At 51.7% G+C, this 24938-nt stretch carries 17 protein-coding genes; 2 read left to right on the top strand and 15 right to left on the bottom strand.

Annotated features, from left to right (window positions below):
* The 13 genes from EG028_RS20930 to EG028_RS20870 form a co-directional block, all read right to left on the bottom strand.
* Positions 1-3252, bottom strand: coding sequence for a SusC/RagA family TonB-linked outer membrane protein (locus EG028_RS20930; protein WP_120518282.1), 3252 nt, complete (start codon positions 3250-3252; stop codon positions 1-3).
* 302 nt (positions 3253-3554) lie between these two features.
* The gene (locus tag EG028_RS20925) at positions 3555-4916 is read right to left on the bottom strand and encodes a hypothetical protein (protein ID WP_206614489.1); all 1362 of its coding nucleotides are present in this window, start codon (positions 4914-4916) and stop codon (positions 3555-3557) included.
* Positions 4913-6280, bottom strand: coding sequence for a DegT/DnrJ/EryC1/StrS family aminotransferase (locus tag EG028_RS20920; RefSeq protein WP_120518281.1), 1368 nt, complete (start codon positions 6278-6280; stop codon positions 4913-4915). The genes EG028_RS20925 and EG028_RS20920 overlap by 4 nt, the downstream gene beginning before the upstream one ends.
* A 116-nt stretch (positions 6281-6396) precedes the next feature.
* Positions 6397-7473, bottom strand: coding sequence for a LacI family DNA-binding transcriptional regulator (locus EG028_RS20915; protein ID WP_120518280.1), 1077 nt, complete (start codon positions 7471-7473; stop codon positions 6397-6399).
* A gap of 68 nt (positions 7474-7541) precedes the next feature.
* Positions 7542-8327: an amidohydrolase family protein gene (locus EG028_RS20910; RefSeq protein ID WP_120518279.1), complete on the bottom strand. Its 786-nt coding sequence runs from the start codon at positions 8325-8327 to the stop codon at positions 7542-7544.
* Positions 8317-9243 carry an amidohydrolase family protein gene (locus tag EG028_RS20905; protein ID WP_120518278.1) on the bottom strand — a complete coding sequence of 309 codons (927 nt, stop codon included), beginning with the start codon at positions 9241-9243 and terminating at the stop codon, positions 8317-8319. The genes EG028_RS20910 and EG028_RS20905 overlap by 11 nt, the downstream gene beginning before the upstream one ends.
* Positions 9244-9255: 12 nt before the next feature.
* A complete protein-coding gene (locus tag EG028_RS20900) occupies positions 9256-10326 on the bottom strand; it encodes a DUF5017 domain-containing protein (protein ID WP_120518277.1) in 1071 nt (356 codons plus the stop codon).
* Positions 10327-10347: 21 nt separating this feature from the next.
* Positions 10348-12180 carry a RagB/SusD family nutrient uptake outer membrane protein gene (locus EG028_RS20895; protein WP_120518276.1) on the bottom strand — a complete coding sequence of 611 codons (1833 nt, stop codon included), beginning with the start codon at positions 12178-12180 and terminating at the stop codon, positions 10348-10350.
* Positions 12181-12200: 20 nt separating this feature from the next.
* Complete coding sequence (locus EG028_RS20890) at positions 12201-15314, bottom strand: SusC/RagA family TonB-linked outer membrane protein (RefSeq protein ID WP_262707121.1); 3114 nt, start codon at positions 15312-15314, stop codon at positions 12201-12203.
* A gap of 140 nt (positions 15315-15454) precedes the next feature.
* On the bottom strand, positions 15455-16342 hold the full coding sequence (locus tag EG028_RS20885; protein WP_123864745.1) for a hypothetical protein: 888 nt from the start codon (positions 16340-16342) through the stop codon (positions 15455-15457).
* A gap of 4 nt (positions 16343-16346) precedes the next feature.
* Positions 16347-17708 carry a neutral/alkaline non-lysosomal ceramidase N-terminal domain-containing protein gene (locus EG028_RS20880; protein WP_162946592.1) on the bottom strand — a complete coding sequence of 454 codons (1362 nt, stop codon included), beginning with the start codon at positions 17706-17708 and terminating at the stop codon, positions 16347-16349.
* Between the two features lie 80 nt (positions 17709-17788).
* Complete coding sequence (locus EG028_RS20875; protein WP_206614488.1) at positions 17789-19126, bottom strand: NHL repeat-containing protein; 1338 nt, start codon at positions 19124-19126, stop codon at positions 17789-17791.
* A 26-nt stretch (positions 19127-19152) separates the two neighbouring features.
* Entirely contained in the window at positions 19153-20517 is a 1365-nt protein-coding gene (locus EG028_RS20870) for a DegT/DnrJ/EryC1/StrS family aminotransferase (RefSeq protein WP_120518272.1), read from the bottom strand.
* Positions 20518-21048: 531 nt separating this feature from the next.
* On the opposite strand from EG028_RS20870, the gene EG028_RS20865 reads away from it, so the two are divergent.
* The gene (locus tag EG028_RS20865) at positions 21049-23175 is read left to right on the top strand and encodes a PVC-type heme-binding CxxCH protein (protein WP_241559187.1); all 2127 of its coding nucleotides are present in this window, start codon (positions 21049-21051) and stop codon (positions 23173-23175) included.
* A 6-nt stretch (positions 23176-23181) separates the two neighbouring features.
* Positions 23182-23529, top strand: coding sequence for a high-potential iron-sulfur protein (locus EG028_RS20860; protein ID WP_206614487.1), 348 nt, complete (start codon positions 23182-23184; stop codon positions 23527-23529).
* 75 nt (positions 23530-23604) lie between these two features.
* On the opposite strand, the gene EG028_RS20855 is transcribed toward EG028_RS20860, so the two are convergent.
* Positions 23605-23964: a DUF488 domain-containing protein gene (locus EG028_RS20855; protein ID WP_120518270.1), complete on the bottom strand. Its 360-nt coding sequence runs from the start codon at positions 23962-23964 to the stop codon at positions 23605-23607.
* Positions 23965-24035: 71 nt separating this feature from the next.
* Positions 24036-24722 carry a hypothetical protein gene (locus tag EG028_RS20850; protein ID WP_123864744.1) on the bottom strand — a complete coding sequence of 229 codons (687 nt, stop codon included), beginning with the start codon at positions 24720-24722 and terminating at the stop codon, positions 24036-24038.
* Positions 24723-24938 lie beyond the last annotated feature (216 nt).

Raw genomic sequence — 24938 nt, 5'->3', positions numbered from 1 at the left:
TTATTTAAAGTTGATCTTAATATTCGCGCCGAATGAACGGGACGGCGGCAACGCAAATGACTGGAAACCCTCGGAGATAGTGCCTGTGCCTTCCGTGTAATCCGGGTCAGGGCCTTTTGCTTCGCGGTAAAGGAAAAAGAGATTCCTTCCAACCAGCGAGAGCTGTATAGACGCCAGCGGGCCTTTCCTGAAAAGCGATTCAGGTAGTTTGTAGCCTAACGTGAATTCGCGAAGGCGGGTATTCGTAGCAGAGCGGACGAACATTTCACCCACCGGCGCCGTTCTGCCGCCCAGGTATTGCCAGAGCTGCTGTGCGTTCACGGCCACGGTGTTTTCGGAACCGTCCGCTTTCACGCCGGGAATGTTTTGCAGGATGTTTTTTCCAAACAACAATCCGCCGTCCCGGCCCTGCAGGGTTTCTTCCACCAGCCCTTCTCCGTAAAGGATAGCGTCGGTGAACGAAGCGATGTCCCCGCCCTGTTTGTGGCTGATCACAAAACCGGCGGACCAGTTTTTCCAGCTGAAAGAACTGGATACACCGCCTGTCCAGTCAGGGTTTACGTTTCCGAGTAATACGGTTTTGCCGGGAGTGGTCTGCGGCAGTCCATTTACGCCTACTATCACACGGCCCTTGTTATCGCGCACAAAACCTTTTCCATAGATCTGCCCGAAGGGTTTTCCTTCTTCCAGCACAAAATTGCGCATATAGGTATCGCCACCCACGGTCAGCGAGGGTATCTCATCGGATAGTTCTTTCACGGTGTTGGTGTTACGCGCGAAGTTTACGTTCAGGTCCCAGTTGAAGTTCGTGGTCCGTATTGGCGTAGTGTTCAGGATCACTTCCACGCCACGGTTTTCCACATCGCCGCCGTTCGTGTAAAAGCTAAGCGCGCCGCTGCCTACGGGTAATGCCTGCAGGAAGATCTGGTTGTTCGTGTTGGTGCGGTAGGCGGTTACGTCGATGCCGACGCGGTCGTTGAACATCCGTAGCTCAAGGCCCGCCTCCAGTGAACGTGTCATTTCCGGCTTCAGATTTTTGTTGGGCAAAGTGGTATTGAGAGAAAGATAACCCAGGTTACCACCCGCGGAGCTGGCTGCAAACCGTTGCAGCAGGCCGGGAGACGCGCCATTGCCCACCTCCGCCCAGGAGCCGCGCAGTTTCAGGTAAGTAAATGTTTCCGGCAGCTGCGCCAGTTCGGAGATCACCGCACTGATGCCCGCTGAAGGATAAAAATAAGAACGGTTATTCGCCGCCAGGGTGGAGCTCCAGTCGTTCCTGCCCGTTAATTCCAGGAAGACGGCGTCTTTCCACCCTAGCTGCGCGTTGGCATAAAGTGACTGCGTTTCTATAGCTACGCCCGGCGCATAGGTGGCAGCGGGCGCCAGCGCAAGATTGGAGAGCGCAAAGAAGTTCGGGATGCTCATGCCTGTACCTGTGCTGGCACTCAGCGCATCGTCCTTGATGTGCCTGATCTCACCGCCCGCATTGGCGGTGACGTTCCAGTCCGCGTTGATCTTTTTGGTATAACTCAACAGGAAGTCGCCATTCACGAGCAGGGCGGAACCTTTACCCACGGCATAACGGCCGGAGGGATCGCGGTAGGTGCCGTAGTAGGATTTTTCTTCGAGCGCATTGTTCTCCCCGTCAAAAGATCCGCGTATTGCCGCGCGGAAGTTTTCGGAGAATTGATAGCTCAGCGACGCGAGGCCCATCAGCCTGTCTACTTTGTTGTAGCGGAGATTCCGGTAAAGCGTCCAGTAAGGATTTGCGCCGGTTATCGTGCCGGGGCTCCAGTAGTTCTGGCGCATCACGCCCAGCACCGGATCGATGAACTCAAAGCGGGTAGCGTCCTGGTCGCGGATATTGGCGGGCATGGTAGCTACCTGGCGCAGCGGGTTGAAGCTGGATTCGCCTTCATCCAGGCGGTTGTCGATCTTTTGTTTCATGTAATCCAGCTTTACATCCAGCGTGAGGCGGCTGGTAAGCTGGTTGGTGATGCGCAAAGCAGCGTTGTGGCGGGAGAGATCGTTGCCGGGAAGTACGCCCGCACCATCGGTATGCGTATAGGTAAATAATGTGCGTCCTTTATCGCTGCCCGCGCTTACGGACACATTGGTGGCCCAGTTATGGCCCGTACGGAAGATATTATCACGCGCCTTCCGGTCCGGCAGGAAGGCGTATTTATTGCCGGCTTCCGCAGGGTCAAGGCTCCAGGTGTCCACCATGGTGCCATCCAGCTTTGGCCCCCAGGATGATTCGGATGTTTTCAGATAATTGCCTGAAACGCCTTGTCCGTACTCATATTGATAAGGCGTGGAAAGGATCGCCTTCTCCGCCATGTAAGTAGAATTGACCGTTACATTGATACCGGACTTCCCTCTTTTTGTTTCGATCACGATCACGCCATTCTGCCCGGCGCTGCCGTATAAAGCAGCTGCATTCGCGCCTTTGAGCACGTTCAGCGAAGCAATGTTGTCCGTATTGATATCAGCCGGGCTGGCGCGTACCACCACACCGTCTATCACGTACAGCGGCTGGCTGTTCCCGCTGATGGACCGGTTGCCGCGCAACGTCACCCTTGCCTGGGAGCCTACACCGCTGGAACCGGAGTTGATGTTCAGGCCGGCGACTTTACCCTGCAAGGCATTCACCATGTTCAATTCCCTTGCTTCCGTCAGTTCTTTGGCACTCACGCCCTGCGTACTGTAGGTCAATGTTCTTTTTTTCCGTTCCAGGCCAAGGGCTGTTACCACTACGGCTTCCAGCGATTTCACCGCCGGTTGCAGGCTCACGTTCAGCTCCGCACCGTTCACCGGTACTTCTTTCCGTTCATAGCCGGTGTAGCTAAATATCAGCACCGCATTCTCCGGCACACTGATGCTGTAGCGGCCGGCTTCATCCGTGATGGCGTTGCGCGTGCCGCCTTTTACCACTATGGAAACGCCAGGCAGCGCAATACCGCCTTCGCCGGTAACGATGCCTTTTACCGCGATATCTTCTTCCTTGAAGATTCGCCTGGACGATACAGTCCCTTCTTCAGCAACACCATTCCCCGCAACCTTTTCAAGGAGCGGAATGGAAACCGTCTTCACAATATTTTTCCCAATGGTTGGATGATCCGCAGCCATACTTTGCATTACACAAACAGATAACAGCAATAAATAAAGCGCCGCATTCCTGATGAAGCGGTACATGCGGGAGCGAGCGACAGGGGAATACCATCCCGTCCTCAACAGTACGTTGACAGCCATAATAAAATTCAATTTTGGTTTCAGTAAATAATAGCGGGCGATATCCGCATGCGGGCCTTATCTTTTCCATCAATACCGGTAACGTTACCGGTCAATAAGCCGGCGAACCCGCCGCTGATGTGTGCCTGGAGATAAATTCAGTTTTTGGTTGTTTAAATCAGGTTTCTCAATACAGTCTAATGTTCGTCTGTTCTGCTACGGTTGCTTATTGCATCCGTTTGTGCACTTCTTCAATTAGTCAGCCGTTCTTTGATGTTGATCAATATGGTTGCCTGTTTAAAACAGGTCTTGTTTTGTTCGTTCTAATTTGCCAGTAATTTTTTTATCGCGTCTGTCAGCACTTTTTCCACTTCCGGGGTAACGGCCGATGCCTGGCCGGTTTCATACCCGCCTTCCCCGTAGGCAGCCGCGGTGCCGATGTATCCCGGCGCATAGTCACCGTATGCGGCCACGGCCACAAACAGGTCAGGACGGGCGGCTTTGGCGGCCAGCTGGTATTCTATAAAACATTCGCCGGGCAAATGCACCATACGCGCTTTGCCGATACCAAGACTGCTGAGGCTGATCGTTTTTCCCTTTTTTACTCTTTCCAGCCATACCAGTTTGGAAGCATTATTCGCAACAAAAGTGGAGGTTTCTTTATGCAGCAGTTCACCCAGCGTATTCAGGCTTTCTTTCGGCGGCAATGCTACCGGTACAGTATTCCATTTTACATCCGAAGGAGAAATCTTTTCTTTCACGGTCCGTTTCCATGCGCGCTGCATGCCATCAGCAAGCCGTTCGGCCAGTATCAGCCGGTTTTCGTGCGCGCCGTCGTTGTACTTGCCGGCGGTGATATTCCCGCCCGCGCCGTTGAAATGTAAGTGCAAGGCATCAGGAACGGCCAGCTGCCTGAAAAACCGCGCTACGCCCGGGATATCGGGATTGGCCACACCGGTGCGGTAATAACTTTGCGGATGCGTGGCATAATAACTCAGTACAGCCAGGGGTTTATCGTTGTTCCAGAAACTGATCAGCGAAACCATCGGATCGATGAGGCCTTCGGGGCGGTTCCTGACGGCGGGGTCTTTTGTGGCGGAGGTCCGGGAGGCGATCACTTTTCCCGAGTCTCCCATTATCCGCCGGTTGGACGCCACTTTATACACTTCCGCCTGGCCCAGCCCAATGTGGGTTACAGGCTTCGCCTGTTTTAAGGAACCGGTTACAGCTTCCTTCAGCCGGCGGATCACTTCGCGGGCGAAAGTACCTTCAAACCCCAGCGGGTCCATCCCTTCTTTTTTCAGCCATTGTTCCGCGCCAAAATCACAAACAGGCGCATCGTGCTGGTGCAGGGCATGCAGCGCCACCCTGTCCGGCGTAGTGCCCGCGGCTTCCGCGAGCGCCTTGCAGAATTCATCATATCCTTCATTCGCGATCCCGATCCAGTCTACCACGCAAAGCACAATGGGCTTGCCCGCGCCCGTAAGCACGATCCCTTTGGCACGAAGGCTTTGATCCCAGCTATTGATCATCTTGTCGTACACCAGCCAGGAGCCGGGCGGCGGCGTGGCATCCACGTCAAAGCAGGATACTTTTAATGTGTCTCCCGGCGCGGTATTCCCTTTTGAGATACCCGGCAGTAAAGTGACCGTGATGATGATACAAAGGCTGATGATCCGTTTCATAAAGATGTAAGCTTGTCCCTGTTTTCGTAAACTTTCATAATGGCGTTGATGATATCGTCCATGTCCGAAGTGCCTGCTATCAGCGGGCCGGAGCCGGGCAATACGATCATTTCATCGCATACCTGGTCGCAGCCGGGCATGTGCGCGGCGGCCCGCCGGTATTCTTTTAACCTTGCGGAGGAAAACACGTTTTTGTATTCGTCCAGTTCAAGTATGTGATCTATCCAGGCTTCGCGGTGCAGGCCGTTCGGAATGTACGGGCTCAATGCTATGCCTTCCGCCGCAACGGCTTTCAGGAATTGCTGGCGGGTGGCGTTGTTGAAATGTTCTTTTTTGTAGGACGCGGCGTAGTTGTAATACCCGCCGCTTTCGGTGCCGTCGTATTGTTTCTGGGGCACAAGGCCGGGAAAACCTTTCAGCTTCGAGTTCAGGTAAGCAACGTTTTTGTTCCGCAGCAGGAAACGCTCCGTGGCTGTCGGCAGCTGACCGTTCAATATGCTGGCTTCAAACTCGTTCATCCTGTTCTTCGGGCCAATGGTAACATGTTTTCCTTTGCGGTTGGTGCCGTGGTTGTGAACGGTGAAACACTGATCCATCAGGCTTTCGTCATTCCCCACGATAGCGCCGCCTTCGCCGCAGGCAATGGCTTTGCTGGCCTGGAAACTGAAGCAGCCCAGGTCGCCGATAGTACCCAGCGCCCTGCCGCGATGTTTGGCCAGCGCACCCTGGCAGGCGTCTTCTATTACTTTGAGTTTGTGTTTCCTGGCAATCTCCATGATCCGGTCCATATCCGCGGGCAGGCCCATGATGTGCACAGGTATGATGGCTTTTGTGCGGGGTGTGATCTTCCGCTCCACATCCGCCGGGTCCAGTTGGTAGGATGCGGGATCAAGATCGGCGAGTACGGGCAAGGCCCTGCTGGTAAGGATCGCGGAAACGGTACCGAAGTCCGTATAGGGAGAAGTGATCACCTCATCCCCTGGCCCGATGCCCATCGCTTCCACGCAGATAGCCAGCGCCTGTGTGCCCGATCCTGTACCGATGCAGTATTTTGCACCGGTCATGGCCGCAAATTGTTTTTCAAATGTAGCCACCGCACCGTTCACCGGCGACTGTATCCGGCTCCAGATACCGCTCTTCGTGGTCTTCACCACTTCTTCTATCATCCTGTCGTCCACATGCGGCCACTTCGGCCATTTTTTGGTGGCCGGTCTTACCGGCTCCCCGCCCAGCGCGGCCAACAGGCCTGTCTTCCTGGAGGGAACCGCTGAAAATGCCTGTAGCGCGGGCGAGATCATTCCCGCCACAGATGCCGCGGTGAGCGTACTGATGAAGTTTCGGCGCCCGATGTCTTTATTTGCCATAAAACAGCTTGTAATAAAGTTGACCTTCCACACACCCGGTAACGTTACCGGATTATCGGCTGAAAAGAGCGGTGGTTACCGCTTTTCTATTTTGATGTTAAAAGCTTACCGGTCTCTCAATAGTTATAAAAACTATAGTTCTCCCGTGTAATAATATCGATCGGCATAAACGTCACTTTCTTTACCGGGAAAGAAATAGCCAGGTGCTGGTACAACGTCATCACCCCTTTATAGGCCTGCTCCAGCGGTTTCTGGCAGATCAGGAAATCGATCACCCCTTTTTCGATGAACTCGATGTTTTCATTCACAAAATCGTATCCCATCAGGATCACTTTCCTGTCCAGCTTCTCCACAAACGCCGCTACATTGGACACCCTGGAGTTCGTCACAAATACCACCCTGATATTCGGATGATCTTTGAACATACCCGCCATCCCCTTTTCGATGGATTTCGGGTCGGTTTTATTGATATTGATCTTTAGTATCTGGTTGTCCCAGCGGTGCGTCCTGAAATAATTCCTGAAACCTTCTTCCTTTTTGAGCAGGTGATGCTGATCGTCCAGTTCCCTGGAGATATTCACGATCAGGATGCTGTCGTCTTTTCCCACGAGATAACTGATCAGGTGTGCAGCCAGGCTGCCGCTGGCATTCTGGTTCGGGCCAATGTAAGCCAGGCTGCCTTCGCCGGGCAGGTCTGAATCCATCAGCACGTAGGGAATCCCCTGCTTCTCGCATTTCTGCACAAACAATACGGATTCATCCATAAAGGCCGGGGCGAACAACAGCCCGTCCGGCTTGGATTTCAGTAACAGGTTGGCCTGCTGCTGGAAGGAACTCACCGATTCCTGGTCATAAAAAAACTTCTCCACCGTAGCGCCGTACTGGCTGATCTCCGCGGACGCCGTTTCGATGCCTTTCAGTGGCCCTTCCCAGAAACTCGTCTCTTTCGACCTCACAGGGATGAGCGTTGCGATCCTGAACTGCCGGGCAAGGCTCAGGCGGCGCGCGTGAATATTGGGCTGATAGTTCAGTTCCTTGATGATCTTCAGCACTTTTTCCTTCGTACTTGGGGCAAGACCCGGCCTGTCGTGAATCACACGGTCCACCGTAGCGATGGATACGTTCGCCCTCCTGGCAATCTCCTTGATCCCGGACAGTTGCTGATCCTTTTTTTCGTTATTGGATGATTTCATGGCTTTTTAGCGGTTACGGATTATTATCCCGGCCCGAAAATATGAAAAATTATCCCGGGAAGGCATACCTAGAGCTTCAGGAACTGCTTTGCGTTCAGGTGCCTGAACAATTCCCTGTCCGCCTCATCCGCCTCTTCTTTCCGCAGTGATTCTATCCGCAGCAGCCCGGTATAATAATCGAAAACAGGGAAATGCGTTCCGAACGCAAATTTATTCTTCCCGAACCTTTTGACATAATTCGCAAAGTGTGTAATGTACCTGCCGGACGTATCCATCAGCACATTCCCGTTTTTGATCGTCTTTTCGTCTCCTTCCGAAATTGCCAGGGGCGTGCTCAGGTTCAGCAGCATAAACCTTGCATCCGGCACGGAGCGCAGCAGCGGCACATAATCTTTCAGGCCCCATTCCGTGGAAAGGTCCATCCAGGAGCGCTGGCGGCTATCTACCACCCGCATGGTGAGCGCTACGGCTACATCCGCGTCCCTTGCCATTTTCACCAGTTCAACCAGGTTAGGATCGTCTATGGTGTAGTCGTGGTAGTTTGGGAAAACGCGGATGCCTTTCATGCCGTAGTTTTTCACACAGGTATTAAAATCATCTTTCCAGCCGGCATAAATGGGATTGATAATACCGAAAGGAAGAAAACGGTCGTTGAATGCCCTTTTGGAACGCACTTCCCCGTACAGCTCATCGTTCGCGGATTGTGTGTTTTTGTAAAACACGCCATTCAGGTTGGTGATAACAGACATATCCGTGCCGTACTCTTTCATCCTGGAGAGCAGGCCTTCGCAGCTATTGCCATGCAGCTGCTTGAATGGCCAGTGACCGGTATAAGCATTGATGTCAATCAACATGATAGCCTCCTTTCTTCAAAATGTTATGGTAATTGTCAAAGAATATTTTCTTTTTCTGCTCTTCTGTCAGGCGCGCGTCCATGATCTTACCGACGGACTGGTAATACATATTGTCCGAGCCGAACAGTACCCGGCCTTCGCCCAGCGTTTTCACGGCAAACTCCACCATATTGTTTTCATTGTTGCTGCCGGATACATCCACGTACACATTCGGGCTGTTGCGGAGCGCCTTGCAGGCATATTCCCAATCGGGGCCGCCGCCGGTATGCGCGTACTGAAGCATCGCTTCGGGATACCGCGCCGCTGCTTCGATAAAATCTTCGGGGATGGAAGCCAGCGGTTTGATCTTCTGATCGTATTTCATTCGATAGCCGCCAATGCCCAGCGAGGCTTCGGCATGCATCAGGATGATCATTTTCATCTCCGCCGCCTTCTCGATGATCGGGTAAAACAGCGGGTCGTTGATCTTCACCTGGTAATACACTTTGATGCCGATCATGCCCTCTCCTGTACAGCGTTTTATTTCTTCCAGCGATTCCTTTTTGTAGGTCGGGTTCAGCGTGAGCATGCCCGAGAGTTTACCGGGATAACGTTTCATTGCCGCCAGGATCACGTCGTTGCAGGCCCTGAAGTCCTCCGGAGCGCCGGGGCCGCGGGTAACGGGTTTGGAAAGAAACATCCGGTCTATGCCCAGCCGCTCCGCAAAATCCACGTTCAGTTCCGGCGGGTCGTTAGAAAGCCCAAGATGCACATGGGCGTCCAGCTTGCGGTAACTCATCATTTTTTTGATACGGCCTTCCGCCCCTGCATTGGGCGGTATCTGCGCATCCGCCTCCGTTGCCTGCAGCAGGCCGCTGCCCAGGATGATGCCTGAAGCGGAGGTAGCCATATTCCGGACGAAATTCCTTCTGTTCATGCGATGGTTTTATCAGGGCGTAATGGTAAGGTCCAGCTGGCGCACTACCGTTTTTACCCCGTCGATATTATGGTTTGTTGCTACAAAATAGACTTTATACGTACCCGGCGTTTTGTACGTGTAACTGTAATTGTCCAGCACGTCCAGGTTGATGCCTTTGATAGAAACCGCCTTGTCCGGGCCGAGGTTCACCTTGTCTTCAAAGACCGGTTTGGAGATCACCCAGGTTTCCGTCTCGGGATCATTGTACGGGCTGTTCGGATCGTATGGTACAAATACGGGGACCTTGGCAGTGGGTTTATAATCCGGACTTTTCGGATCATAGATAGCACTTTTTGGATCGTAAATAGAATATGCCGGATTGTAAATTGAATCCAGCGGGTCCTTGTATTTATTGCCTGCCAGCGTTACCCTCGTAGCCGTGATAGTAGTAAGTGAAGGCGCATCCGCCGGGTATTGGTTGATAGTTCTGAATCCACTGCTCTCCTGGTCTGTAAGCAACAGTTCTTTTGTCCCCAGGAATTCCGCCTTGCTTCTTACGGCCAGGCTCTGTATCCACCACACGCGGGCCAGGCCGTTCACAGCCTGCGGTTTGGTGATATATTTAAACCCGATATACAGCGGCTGTTCTTTGGATACTCTTGTGCTGACGTCCAGCTTGCCGGAAGCAACGTTCGTGGCCGCGGTGGCAAGCTTGAAGCTGCTGGTCACTTCCGTCCAGGTGGCGGCTTTTACGCTGGGCAGGTCACCCTTCCCGTTGTAGTTGTTGGACAGCCAGACGGTTACCTGCCCGGCTTGTGTACCGGTACCGGACAGTTGGGAGAAAAAATCCAGTGTGGCGCCCTGGCCTGTGAGGTCTATGGTACGGCCGTCTTTGAAAGCGTAGTCGTTGAAGACTTCGCCGGAATAAAAAGAAATATTGTTCTGATTGCCGGAAAAGGTAAATACAACCGGTTCGTTTACTTTAAAAGTTGTTTTATCCACCGTCACTTCCAATTGCGGCTCGTTCAGCTCTCCCAGCTCTTTGGAGCAGGCGCCCAGCATGAGCGTGAGGCATATCAGCCATATGAATTTGTACTGCATAGAATTACTTTTTATACATGTTTACCAACCAGGGTTCTGCAACATTTTATTGTTCGTCACCATTTCCGCGCTGGGAATGGGGAGCAGCAAGTGTTTCGGAACTTCCATGTTGGAATAGTAAGTGATAAATATAGACCCGGGAATATCGGTCGTCATGATCGCCGCCATATCCCTGTTCACCTGTTCATATATCCCCCAGCGTACCAGGTCCGCCCGGCGAATGTTCTCGAAGTTGAACTCCCGTAGTCTTTCATCCTGGATGAACGCGCGGAAAATTTCTTTTGAAGCGGTGAAGGCTGGTTTTACATCTGCATCCTGGAGCGTGAAGACCGCTGCTGTGGCCTGTGCGCCGGTGCCTCCGCCGCCACTCAGACTAACGGTGGGGGCTGCGGTATAACTTCCCGCCAGTGAGAACGTAACGCCGGTCAGGTCACGGTCCAGTTCAATGCTGGTCACAACGCCGTTGGTCAACACCGCCTTTGCGGAAGCGCCGCCATTGCCGGAAATAGCAACCGTGGGCGCAGTGGTATAGCCGCTGCCTTCGCTGGTAACGGTGAAGCTTTTAATGCCGGTGGACCAACTTCTGCGTCTCACCTGGTTTACCAGGTCCACGGCTTCCTGTACGGGGCCCTGCATTTCATTTAATGCTTCCGCATACATCATCAATACATCCGTATATCGCAGCAGCGGTACATTGATGGGAGAACGCGTGCCCATTTTAGGGATCAGAGTTTCATATTCCCTTCTGAATTTACCGGGCGTACGGGAGTATTTCGTCGCTTCGGTCATGTTTTCCGCAACCATGGTTTTGGTGCCGCTGGCCGCGGGAAGCGCCGCGTAGTTAAAGAACGGGATACACCAGTATTTACGCAGGTCCCCAGGCTCATAACTGTTGAACAGCTTAGCCGTCCATGTCATATAAGCATCAGCTTTCCCGGTATTGGTATTGGCCGTGGCAATACCGTTGATCCAGCCATTGCGGCCGGTTTCGGAGTATGCTTCCGTTCCATTGCCGATAAATTCCGCCTCCCATATGCTTTCTTTGATATCGTATTTCTCCTGCGCCATCGTGATAAAAATATTGGAGAAGCTCGGGTTCAGCGCATGACCGGACGCTCCGTCCTGCATGATCTTTTTACCCCAGTTGATCACCTCCTGGTAACGGGCGGTTTCTTTCAGCGGGTAACCGGCCATGTAGAGGTTCACCCTCATCAGGATGCCGCGCACGGCCGATTTGGACACTCTTCCGCCAAAACCTAAAGCAGCAATATCCTGCACCAGTCCTTCCGCTTCGGTCATATCTTTGATGATCTGGTCATAGGTTTCTTTTACGGAAGCTCTCGGGATGTGTACATCCACGGCGGATTTGCTGGAGGTAAGTTTGAGCGGCACGCCGCCATAGTTCTGCACCAGCAGGAAATAAAGATACCCGCGCAGGAAAAGCGCCTCGCCACGCACAGTCTGCCTTTTCGCCGCCGGAATGGACTCGTTGCTGTTCACATTCTCCAGCAGGATGTTCGCGCGGTTGATACCGTTGAAACATTCTCTCCAGAAGGCGGTCACATAGGTATCTCCGGGGGAATTGTTCAGCCTGAAAGCGCCTGTGGCAATACTGCTGCGGTTCATAAAACCCTCGTCCGCGGACCAGCCGAGGAGATACAGGGCATTGTTGCCATAGGTAGGATCGGAGCCTAATGTATGATATACCGCGGTGAGCGCAAAGTCAAGCTCTTCGGCGGTTTTATAATAGTTACCGGGAAAAAGTGCATCCTCCGGTTTGGTATCCAGGAAGTCTTTGCAGGAACCTGAAGTAAGGATGATAAAACCCAGTAAAATGAAATATCTGATTTTCATACCTGAAGATTTTGAGCGATTTAGAAATTTGCTTTCAGACCGAAAGTGATGGTTCTTGCCTGCGGATAAGCCGAATAGTCATACCCGGGCGTAAGAATGTTGCCACGCGTTGAAACCTCCGGGTCCAATCCTTTGTATTTCGTCCAGGTAAAAAGATTCTGCATCGCTACGTTCAGGGAGAGGTTTGTCATATACACTTTCTTCAGCAGTTGCGAAGGCAGCGCATAGTCCAGCGAAAGGGTCTTCAGGCGCAGGTATGATCCGTCTTCCAGGTATTTCGAAGAATGATACCCGATCACGCCTTCACCGCCTGCCCTGAAATGTTCGTTGGTCTGGTTTTCTGGCGTCCAGCGGTTAGCATAACTGGCAAACTGGTTCATGTTGCGGCGCCCGTTTGTGTTTCCTTCAAACGTGATACGGTTCGCATTATAGATATCCGCGCCGTATGACCATTGAAAAAATACATTCAGGCTGAAACCTTTGTACCTGAAATTATTGACAAAACCACCGGTATGAATTGGCTGGCCGCGCCCGATAATGGTTTTATCATCCGCGTTCACGTTGCCGTCGCCGTTCAGGTCGCGGTATTTGATATCTCCCGGCAGGATCGTATTGCGGGCCTTCCCGTTCGCGGGCACTTCTGGCTTCAGTACATACACACCGGGTGCGGGATTGTCAAAATCCGTGTACTGGTAGTTGCCTTCCCAGATATAGCCTACCATCATACCCGAAGGTTTCCCGATCTCGGAAGTGTACAGGTTATCGGAATAATTCACGTCGGTAGATACCGCATTATCCAGTGAGCGTTGGCCCTCGGTAAGGGCGAGCACTTTGTTTTTGTTGAAAGAAATATTGATACTGCTTTCCCAGTTAAAATCTTTTGATTCTATCACGCGGGCGTTCAGCGTCAGTTCCAGCCCTTTGTTCTCGATCTTCCCGATGTTTTTATATGCCGTACCAAAACCGGATGTGGGCGGAAGTTGTGCGTTCAGCAGGAGGTTATCCGTGGTGCGTTTGTACACGTCCGCCGTCAATTCGATCCTGTTGTTTAAAAGCCCCAGCTCATAACCGATATCGGTGGAAGTGGTGCGCTCCCAGGTCAGGTCTTCGTTTCCGAGGTTCGACTGGTACACCATCAGCAGCGGTGTTGCATTCTGGAAAGAGTACCCGTTGATATTGGTGGTGAGTGTGGAAATGTAACTGAAGTCGCCCACGCGGTCGTTGCCCACCACGCCAAAACTACCCCTGAGCTTTGAAGTGCTGATCAGTTTCTGACCGCCGAAGAATTTTTCGTTGTGCATGTTCCAGGCTACAGCAGCGCCGGGGAAATACCCCCAGCGATTACCGGGCGCGAACTTGGATGATCCGTCCGCTCTGAAAGTGAGCGTCAGCATATATTTCGATGCATAGTTATAATCCAGCCTGCCGCCATAAGACTGCCGGGTGTTCACAGACCGTGTTGCCACGGGGTTGTAAGAGATCCCATCATTCAGGCCTGCAATACCGATCTTTTCGTTCGGCAACAGTCGGCCGGAATAACCGTCGGATTCGAGATCGTTTTTCTGAAAGCTGAGTAATCCCAATGCGGTGAGTGTATGTTTCTGGCGGAGTGTTTTTGTATAGGTCAGGGTATTTTCGTTGGACCAACTGCTGGTTTCTGTATGCAGTATGGAGCCGTTCACGCCGTCCGGGTTGTTCGGATTGGTGGGGCTGCCTTTGGTGGTTTTGGTATTGAAGAACTTGTCGTACTGGTAGTTGTTCTTCCGCACGCCGCCACTCACTTTCAGCACAAGATCATCCAGGATGTTGATGCTTACATTGCCGAGGCCTTCAAACAGCTTATTGTAATTGTACTGGTATTGGTTCTGGAGGTCCACTACCGGGTTGATGCGGTAATCGCTGCCGTTCACGGCGGTTTCGTCCGCCGGGTCTTCCACGAGATTTTCGTCTGAGTCCGGGAAACCGATGGGGCGGTAAGCCCAGGTGCGGAACATCACATAGCTGGAAGTACTGTTGGTAGGCGTACTGCTCACCTGCTGGCCCCAGGTGGTCACATCGGAATAACCCGTTGTGAAGCCCACTTTGATGCGCTGGCTCACAGTATGGTCGATGGACATCCTGGCGGTGTATCTTTTCAGGCCCGTGTTGATGATGATCCCTTCCTGGTCGAACAGGGAGCCGGATATGGAATATTTCGTCTGTTCATTCCCGCCCCTGATGGCCAGGTTATAAATGTCCACCTTTCCTTTGGTGAACACGTGGTCCTGGAAGTCTTCTCCTTTTACATTTTTGTAATCTTCCAGCGACTTGCCATCCGCCAGGTAACGCCAGCCTTCGCTGGTGGTGGGGAACCTTTCCAGCTGATATCGGATGTACTCATAAGGGCTCATCAGTTCCATCTTCTTCCGTTCCAGCTGAAAGCCGGTGGAAACGCCGAAGGAAACAGAAGCCTTTCCGGCCTTCCCCCTCTTCGTCTGAATCAGCACCACACCGTTTGCTGCGCGGGAGCCGTAGATGGCGGTAGAAGATGCGTCTTTCAGGATAGACAGCGATTCGATGTCATCCATATTCAAAGTGGCCGGGTCCAGGTCTTCCACGGGAAAACCATCTATTACATACAGCGGGGCTACATCCTGCGTAAGTGAGCCGGGCCCGCGTATTACGATGTTCACCCCCGCTCCGGGCTGCCCATCCGCACTGCCTACCTGTACGCCCGCCACGCGGCCGGCCAGCGCTTCGGCAAAACTTGCCACAGGCGCTTTGGACATGTCTTTGACATTAGCCTGGCCCACAGCGCCCGTCAGGTCACCTTTGCGCACGGTGTTGTAACCTATCACCACCACTTCGCCCAATGCGGATTCTTTCGTCTGCATGGTGATGTTTACAGTGGCCCTTCCGTCCACTTTCACTTCCTGCGGCTCCATGCTGATGAAAGTAAATACAAGAATGTCTGCCGGACCGGCATTGATAGAAAACCTGCCGTCGTCCCCGGTATAGGTTTTACGGTTACTGTTTTTGACAGTCACTGTCACTCCCTTCATTGCACTGTTTGTACCTTTTTCTACCACAAGTCCTGTAACCACTGGCTGGGCCTGGGCATAAGACGTGATCGGGAGTATTAGGGTAATACACATTGCAAGGAGAAGTGCAGCAAAAAAATGAATAGACTTGCGTTCCATAGCAGAATAGTTATGATTGATAAAATTTTACCTACTACGGGTACGTACACGACAATGGAATAGGCAGTAGTTGAAAAACCTCTCTAAAATGACCCTCAGCGCTGATTAAATCCTTCTTTGATGATATTGTATTTTGCGGCGGACTTTACCGGGTCCTGGTGACAGTATATCAGCACCCCGTCAGCATATATTTTGCTGAATTCAAGCACCTGCTTCACATATTCGGGAGAAGAAGCCCCCAGCCTTGAATGTGCTGTGGCATAGATATCTACAAACACGGGCATGCCCGGTTTAAACAGTTTTCGGATAGACGCCACTTCGCTTTCCACCATGGAAGGGTCTTTCAGGTTAGAACCTGCCGATTCCGCCCTGTAAGGGAAAAGCAATCCGTCCAGCAGGCTGCCGTAAGCGGCGGCGAACTGTGGCGTGATCTGCCGGTAATACACGCAGGGCACAAATGACAGGCGTGGATTGATGCCTCTTGCCGCCTGGAGGCAGGAGTCCGTATAAGACGGTGTGAATTTTTTCAGGTTGTGTGCAAAATCATCAACACTCCAGGCTACGAGATTTGTTTCTTTCAGGCTCAGCCGTGCGAATTCCTCCGCCCAACGTTTGTAGTCCATCTGGTATGGCTCGGACGACCATCTTGCGATAGGTTTTGATTCGGTGGGCGGCACTACCGTCACCCAGACTTTGATATGTTGTTTGCGGGCCAGCGGCAGGAATGTTTTAAGATCATCCCAATCATTTTCACTCTGCCAGATCAGCCAGTGGTAAACCGTTACGTTCAATTCCTTCAGTTCGGCCAACAGCTGGTCCATATTCACATGACCGTTGGCAAGCCTTGGCGGTGCACCGTAAGTGCCGTAAGTATCTTTCAGCAGCTGCGTCTTACCGGCGGCAGCGTCCTGTTTGTGCACCTTGCTGCCGGAGCAGGATGTGAGCCAAAGCAGGCAGGAGAAAAAGAGCAATCGTTGTAACATTGCGTTATTTTTTATGAAGTCCGACCTTTTGCATAACTGTGCTTATCGCCGCGTTCACTTTTACTTCCACGCTTTTTTCGAACGGGCCGGGCATGCCGTAATACATCTGGCTGGACACCGGCTCGTAACCGCCTTCTTCAATGATCCTTTCCGTCGGGATATAACATACCACCTGGTTGCAATAGCCGGCTACAAAAAGATGTTCACCGGGATATTGTTTTTTCGCGTTCAGCGAATAATCTACTACCACTTCCCCGCTCAGGGAAAGAATGGTGAGTTTGTTGCCAATGCGCATGGCCTGCACCGGGTAGTTGTGATTGGATAAGTCCCAGCCCTTGTCCCTCGCCTCCATGATGAGTTTCGCCCTTCGTTTTTCGTATTTTGTGCCTTCCTGCAATTCCTTCTGAAATGTCTCTACCGTTACCGGCTGATAAGGCAATTCCGTTCTGACAAAGGCGCTGCGCAAAGGCGCGCCGATGTTTTCCATTTTTCCATCCACTACTTTTTCCACCGCGGCCGCCAGTTCTTTCCCATGTTGTTCTGTGTATTCCAGCGTGCCTCTCGGCATCGGGTTCTGATCGCCGGCACAACCTAATACGAACAGCGCCGTGGCATCAGGATATTTTTTCTCCACTTCGATCTGCGCAAACCCGGCATAGTCACCGTTGACGCTGTTGTGCTCGCCGGTCATCGTCGTATTGTGACAGGCATAACCGAACACTACTGCTTTCACCACACCTTTGGCATCCCTGGCCAGCAACACCGGCACATCATGATCGGACCGGTTGCTTCTTTCTTTACCGGTGGCGGCATCCGGGCCGGGCTTGTAGCGGCGGTTCAGGGCAAATCCCGCATTGCCGGTGCCATGACTGAGCTGCATGGGCTCCAGGCTTTGCATTGCCATATCCACCGCCGCTACCAGTTTGTCCGTCAGGCTGACCGTATAACTTGTAAATCTTTTTATCGTTTCCGCATCATAGTCCCCGATCACACTCAGCGCGGGCCAGATCATAGGCCCTGAATGCGTATGCGAAGAATTAAACATGATCTGCGATCTTGCGATACCATATTTTTTTTTCAGCCGCTCCGCCGCCGCCTCTGAAACAGCCGGCGTAAGCCCCAACACATCCGTAGTCACAATCACGATCCTGCTGGACGGGTTTTCTTCTATCACGATGGCTTTGGCCCAGAGGTCATGCACTTTGGTGGTAGCCATGGAATCCCTTGCGGCATAGCCCGTGAGGTAAAAAGGCAGCTCCGGCGTGATCACCATCCTTCCTGTTCCTACTTTCACAAATGCCGCGGACAGATCCAGCTGCAGCATCACCAGCAGCGCGAAGAGTACATATTTCAGTTTGATTGCCATCCGTTTTGATTTAAATCCTGCCAGGAAATGTATCCGGGCTTTTAGCATTCACATTTTTTATACCCGGCGCTCTTTCATTTTTACACCTGCTTTGCAAACGGGTTAGGAATGCGGATCAGGTCTGTGATCGTTCTGCCGTTCCGTTCTATTCTTGCCAGCGTGTAAACGGTCCCATCAGCGGCTACCGCTATCGAGTTCACGTACAAAGGCCGGTCGCCGTTTTCATAAAAGATCGGGCCATGGTCCCTGTAGGCGCCTGTCGGGATGTGATAGGTGACCAGGTGCAGGTTCTCCAGCCCTTTTGCCGCTCCTTTCCCGATCTCGTCCAGCCCGCCGAGGCGTTTGCCGTTGATGTAGATCGGGCCGCCGGTGAGATAATAAACCGTTTCATTGTCAGGTCCCAGCTGGAAACCAAGGTAGCCGTAGCTGAACTGGTCGAACATCCCGCTTTTCCGGGAAAGGCTTGAGGTGATCCTTTCAATCAACTCTATTTTCTGCGCCGCAGGATCGAATTTGAAGAGATACCCGGAATTCCCGTGAACGCCGTATGCCACTTCATCTTCTTCGTGCCAGCATATTTTCCGCCAGTTGTATCCCATGCTGCCAGGCTGCTCCGGCGTATATTTCCCGAAATAGTCAATGCGCAGGTTCACATCCTCCAGTTTCCCTAACTTTTTATCACCGGGAGCATACGAATAGATATCGCCCGCGGAGGTAGAGAAATACACCGTGCCTGTACGCCGGTCTACAAAAAGCGAACGGCAGAGCGAACGGAAATCTTTCCCCGGCGTACCGCCTTCGCCACGGCCCGCTGTAGGCCCAAAGCCTTCCATCTCCCGCGTATCCACGTTGAAGGCGATAAAATTGCCCAGCGGCCAGGAGATGCAGAAAATATTTCCTCTTTCCACATCCATCGTCATCGATACGGCTCCTTCACCACCCGGAAGTATCCCGAGATCTTCAAATGCGCCCGTTTTCATATCATAAGCCAGGATGTGCCCGCCGCTGTACAGTTTGTACCCTTCCGGCGCGTTCACCGGCAGGCGGTCCATCCCGTCAATCAACTCGTAATATCCCACGTGCGTGGAGAAATACAGTTTGCCTTTTCTTTCAAAGAACTCCACATGGCTCTTGCCCTGCGAGATATAATTTTTCCCTTTTTCCCCGCATATCTCCGTAAGATCGCCCAGCAGCTTTATGCTGTTGGCGCGCGGGTCGTACGAGTACATCCTTCCTGCCACATCGTGTTTGTCCGAAGACAATACATAATAAACCCTGCCGTCGCTGGCCACTGTAATGGCGTTGTAAGAATCGTGGGCCAGCTCAAAGCCGGAATCAAAAGTTTTTGCTATCAGTTTCTCCGTGTGTGGTGTATATGTCTCCAGAATGGTCTGCTCACCTTGCTTTTCTACTTGCATGAATATGTTATTCGACTATAATTTTTTTAGATCTTACCGGCATTTTTGCTGATGTTCCTGATGGCTTCAGCAATGCCTTCCATGTCTTTCCGGGAGCCCAGCAGCACGTTCTGCGTCATCCATACCGCATCGTTGCAAAGGGCGGCGTTTTCCGGGCAGTTGTTGCGTTGTTTGTAATCTTCAAAATCCAGCATTTTTTTGGAGTAAAAACCCTTGTACACCCGCGAATTGAATGTTTCGCGCATGAACTCCTGCGTATGCATCACCTTGTATCCGCCGGAGCAGGGCACTCCTTCTTTTCTCAATGCATCCAGGAATTTTGTCCTGCTCATGCCTTTGAACCCTTCCGGATTGTAGCGGAAGGAGTAGAGATGATACGCTCCGCGTGTCACTTTATCGTAGAGTTTGATCGGTTTGACGCCGTCTATGTCTTTGATCAGGGAACTGAGATAGGCTGCGTTTTCGTGCCGGGTATTCGTCTGGTCTTCCAGGCGTTTCAGCTGCGCAAGGCCAATGGCGGCCGCATATTCCGTAAGCCTGATCTTGGATGCCCGCATGAAACTGTCTCCCGCTACAGCCCCGGTGGAGGTGCCGTAAGCGTAACCCAGGTTGTGCGCAGCAAAACAATTGTCGATAAACTTGTCATCATTGGATACGATGGCGCCGCCTTCGCCGATGGGCAGGTTTTTTGAATTCTGGAAGCTGAAGCAGCCGGTCCTGCCGATGGAGCCCACCACTTTATGATCATACACCGCGAGATGCGCCTGGCAGGCGTCTTCGATCACGATGAGATTGTGTTTCTTCGCGACGGCCATGATGCGGTCCATATCCGCGGGCAGGCCCAGGATGTGTACCACCAGAATGGCTTTGGTTTTTTTGGTGATCTTGCTTTCAATCTTGTCAGGGTCTATCTGGTAGGTAGCCGGATCGATGTCCGCAAACACCGGCATGGCGTTGTTTGCCAGGATGGCCTGCACGGAAGCGATAAAGGTATAAGGGGTCGTGATCACTTCGTCGCCCGCGCCAATGTCCAGCTGATTAATAGCGGTAATGAGCGCATTGGTGCCGTTCACTACGGTGAGGCATCTTTTCACGCCAATGGCGGCGGCCCACTTGTTTTCAAATTCATCCACCAGTTTAGCCCTTGACCAGACTCCGCTCCGTACGCTTTCTATCAGCGTTTTTTCATCTTCCGACTGTACCCACATGGGCCATTTCACCCAGCTGGTCTCGTTGAAGAGCGGCTGTCCTCCGAGAATGGCGGGAGTACGGGACGGGGAGAATACGGAAGATGAGGCAAATGAGCTGTTTACAAGTCCGGAGGCGAATAAGTAGCCCGCGGCCCCTAATGAGCTTTGGCGGAGGAACTTCCTTCTTGAAGAGTGACCCATTGAATGATGTTTATACGTTGATAATATATAAGATACGAGTGTGGAGCCAGACGGCGTAATATCCGACTGTTGTCTTTGGTTGATCGGTAACGTACCCGAAAATAGTAATAATTTCGAATGGCTGGTAATTTTCTTCAACTTTTTTTTCGGTGACCCGGGAAAATAGCGTCAGAAATAATGGTCAATACCCCGGAATGAAATTTCAAATCCTGTTATTTTTACAGTTGGCCAAATATTGGCTGTAATGCTTATTAATAAAGGGTTACATAACATTAAAAAGGTTTGTAAAAAGTACGTTCTGCACTGTTGTTTCCAGGCCAGAAAAGAATTTCCAAAATTATCCGGGCTGACGCCATCACAAAATGTGTACGTTACCGGTAAATGTGTCAAAAGGACGTTGCCACTTCTAATATTTTTCTTCAGCTCACTATAGAATATCAGAAATAATATGCAATATTGTGTACGTTACCGGAAACTGGTCAATTCACAATACGTCTATTTTATCAATCAGGTTTAAATATGCTACCAACTATGCGGAATGTCCTCAAACTATGCACGGGCTTGCTTTTGCCTGTAGCTGTACTCACTTCCGGCGGTTGCGGGAACAAAGAAAAATATCCCGGCCCCCTCTCTCCTGACGAAGCGTTAAAAAGTCTCCAGGTCGTTGAAGGATTAAAAGTTGAGCTGTTTGCAGCAGAACCGCTGGTAACAGACCCAGTGACCATGGAGTTTGATGAAGACGGGAATTGTTATGTGGTGGTAATGTCCGACTACCCGGACAAACCCGCTCCCGGTAAAGAAAAAGGACATATCCGGGTACTCCGTGACACCAACGGGGACGGTAAAGCAGATACCGCTATTGTGTTTGCGGACAAATTATCGGAAGGCACCAGCATTCTCCCCTGGAAAGGCGGCCTGCTCGTTACCGCCGCTCCGGAGATATTATACCTGAAAGACACTACCGGCGATTTTGTGGCCGATACGCGCGAAGTGCTGTTCAGCGGATTTTTTAAAGACAACCCGGAAACACAGATCACCAATCTCCGTTTTGGCGTGGACAACTGGATCTATGCCAATAACCGCGGGCAGGACGGCAATATCACTTTCCGTGATAAACCCGATGCCAAACCCCTGTCCGTAAAAGGTGCTGATTTCAGGTTCAGATTGGATCGCGGGCTGTTTGAACCGGAGACCGGCCCCGGGCAGTTCGGGCAGGCCCTGGACGATTACCGGAACCGTTTTGTGACTGAAAACTCCATTCACATCCAGCAGATCATGATGCCCTGGCGTTACACGCACAGGCATACACACCTGCCTTCCGCACGCGCTATCCGGAATATTTCGGACCACGAGCCTATCATGTTCCAGGAATCCGCCACACCTTACTGGAGAGCGGAAAGAACAAAAAGAAGGAATGCGGAGTTCCAGGAGAAAAAACTGAAACGCGTGGAGTACGAGAGAGGTCATTTTACCGGTGCTTCAGGCGGCACTTTTTACAATGGTGATGCATTACCGGCAGAATTCTACGGCAACATATTCACCGGTGAAGTAGCGGGCAATCTTGTGCACAGGGATATCCTCATGTCTTCCAAAGACAGCGTACACTTCACCGCCAAACGCGCGGATGCTGAGACCAAACGCGAATTCATCTACTCAAAAGACAGCTGGTTCCGCCCGGTCAACTTCACCACCGGCCCTGACGGCTACCTATATATACTCGACTATTACCGCCAGCATATCGAAACGCCCGTATCCATCCCTGACGACCTGAAAGCGGACATGGACTTCTATGAAGGTTCGGACAAAGGCCGCATCTACCGGGTAATGCCGGCAAACGGCACCTACAAAAACGTTTCTCCCAAACTCAGTAAAACTTCTTCGGACAGCCTCGTACAGCTCTTTGCACATCCCAATCAATGGTATGCGCAACAAGCCCACCGCCTGCTGGTAGAGCGCCAGGACAAATCCGTTATCCCCGCGCTGAAACTGATGCTGGGCAACGCCGACCCGCGCGCCCGTTTACATGCGCTTTATGTGCTGGAAGCGCTCGATGCGCTGGATGTTTCCATCGTTAAAAAAGCCCTGGCAGACAGCTCCGCCAATGTGCAGGAACATGCCGCGATACTCGCTGAAGCTTATCCCGCCTGCCTGCCGGACCTGGCGGCGCTGGTAAAGAATAGTCCCGCCAAACTGACTATGCAGGTGACGCTGAGCCTGGGCCAGTTTAACAACAACCAGGTACAGCATGCATTTGTGCAGGCGCTTGCCCGGTATGGAGATAACAAATACATGCAGATGGCCGTGCTCAGTTCAGAAGCAGGGTCCGCGCCCGTTATGCTGGACCTCCTGCTTAAGAACAGCGTAGGCAAGGATACCCTGAAGATCGGCAACGATTTCATACATGACCTGTCATACATCATCGGATCGCGGAATGACGCGAAGCAGGTGGCGCAATACTTTGGGCTGCTGGAGCATGAGAGCATGCAGATCAATAACAGGCAGTCGTTTGCCGTGAAAGGCCTGCTGGGAGGCATGGAAAGATCCGTAGGCAGTTCGCCCGCGCTTAAGGCGGCATTAAAGGCATTCCGTCCCAAACTGAAAAATGTGACTTCACAAACGGTTGCAGAGCTGAAAACCCTGGTTTCAACGACAAAATAAACGAACATGAATACGCGCAGAGATTTTATCAGGAACGCGCTCGGCATGAGCGGCATGTTATTCGGCGGTATTTTTCTCATCAGCGGATGCGGTAATGGGAAAAAACCGGCAAACGATACGGGAGAAACCAAACAGCCTGCATCCTGCAAGGACCTCTCCGGCATCAGTGCGGAAGAAAAAGAAAAGCGGCAGAAACTGGGTTACGTGGAAGAAACGCCGATTGTAGACAGCAAATGCGGCAACTGCAAATTATACCTCCCTCCCGGGGAAAAAGAAAGCTGCGGCAGCTGCTCCCTGTTCAAAGGCCCTGTGGAGGAAAACGGCTATTGTACATATTATGCCCCGCTCTCATAGACGATAGACAGTGCGGTTTTATCAAAAACAAGCAGCAGCAGGCTGCCCCCATGGCTACTGGCGGGCGCCTGCTTTTTATTTGAACAGGTGCGAAAGATAATCCTGTAACACCACGGCCTGGTTATGCTCGGTGTCTTTTGCGGAATAGATGAGGGTGATCCGTTTTGTATGCCCGTGTGCGGTGACAAAATCCTCTACCGCTTTATTGTTCTTCAGTTCCGCTTTATATTTCTTTTGAAACTCCGCCCATAAAGCAGGGTCATGCCCGAACCACTTCCGCAGTTCATTAGTCGGGGCGAGATCTTTGGCCCATTCATCCACCGCGGCTTCTTCTTTTTTCAGCCCGCGCGGCCACAGCCTGTCCACCAGCACACGGAACCCGTCTTCTTCAGCAGGCGTTTCATACACCCGTTTGATATGTATTACCGGTTTCATGTTACGGAAGTTAAAACAAAAACCCCGGAAAGACGAGCTTACCGGGGTTGTATGATGGTCTATGAAGAAAACTATTTGTTCGGGATCTTATCCAGGTATATTTGCCGCACAGCAGGGTCCGCGCTGCCCATGTCATCCGTAATGCCCCATACCAGGCCCTGAATGTTAGACGAAGCCTCCTGGTATAGATCCTCATTCGCAAATTCGGACTTACTTGTTTTTTTGTTCCGCAGCAATCCGATCAGTTCTTTCATCAGCGGGCTGCTGGAAACAGGCCCCAGCGTGTAAGTTACAGAATACGAACTGGGGCTTTTGTGGGAATTGATACAATAAGCGCCCAGGCCTACCCTTGTGATCTTTTTAGCCTTCAGCAGTATGCGCGCTTCCTGTACAACAACACCGTGCTGGTATTCAGCATTGGTAGACAGAATAACAAGACCTGCCGGTAAAATAATCGTAGTGTCTTTGGTTTTGCTGTTGAGCAAGCCGACGCAAACAGCGGCGAATTCACCACTGCCTACCTGGTAGGTGGTATCACAATAGTCGCCTACAATAGTGCCGCTGAGTGTAATACCAGCGGGCAATACATACTGTTCGCCTTCCGGCGTCCCGGCAGTTTCACCCATCCCGGGTATTTTTCCAGGCTGTTCAGTAGGTTTATTATCATCATCATTAGAACCGCCTTTTTTACAGGCGTCAAAAGTAAGGGCCATACACACGGTGGCCGCTAACAACACAAAGGAATGCCGCATTTTCATTGTAGTCAGGTGTTTAATTTGGTTAGAATGTTTGGGTAAACATGGTCTCTGCTTTTCAAAGATAATGCCTGAGTAAGTGCGTAAAGGCTTTCAGGGGAAGTAATTGGGAAAAATACTGGTTTTCAGGTAGGCAGATTTCATTACTTCCAGTGATTTCAGGCAAAAAAACTCTTTCCTTGTGATGTCCCTCTTATATTCATTTGCAAAATCATTATT

This window comes from Chitinophaga barathri (genome assembly GCF_003807585.1).
Classification (GTDB): domain Bacteria; phylum Bacteroidota; class Bacteroidia; order Chitinophagales; family Chitinophagaceae; genus Chitinophaga; species Chitinophaga barathri.
Note: the sequence above shows the minus strand (reverse complement) of the source record. Positions and strands in the feature narration are given on the sequence as shown.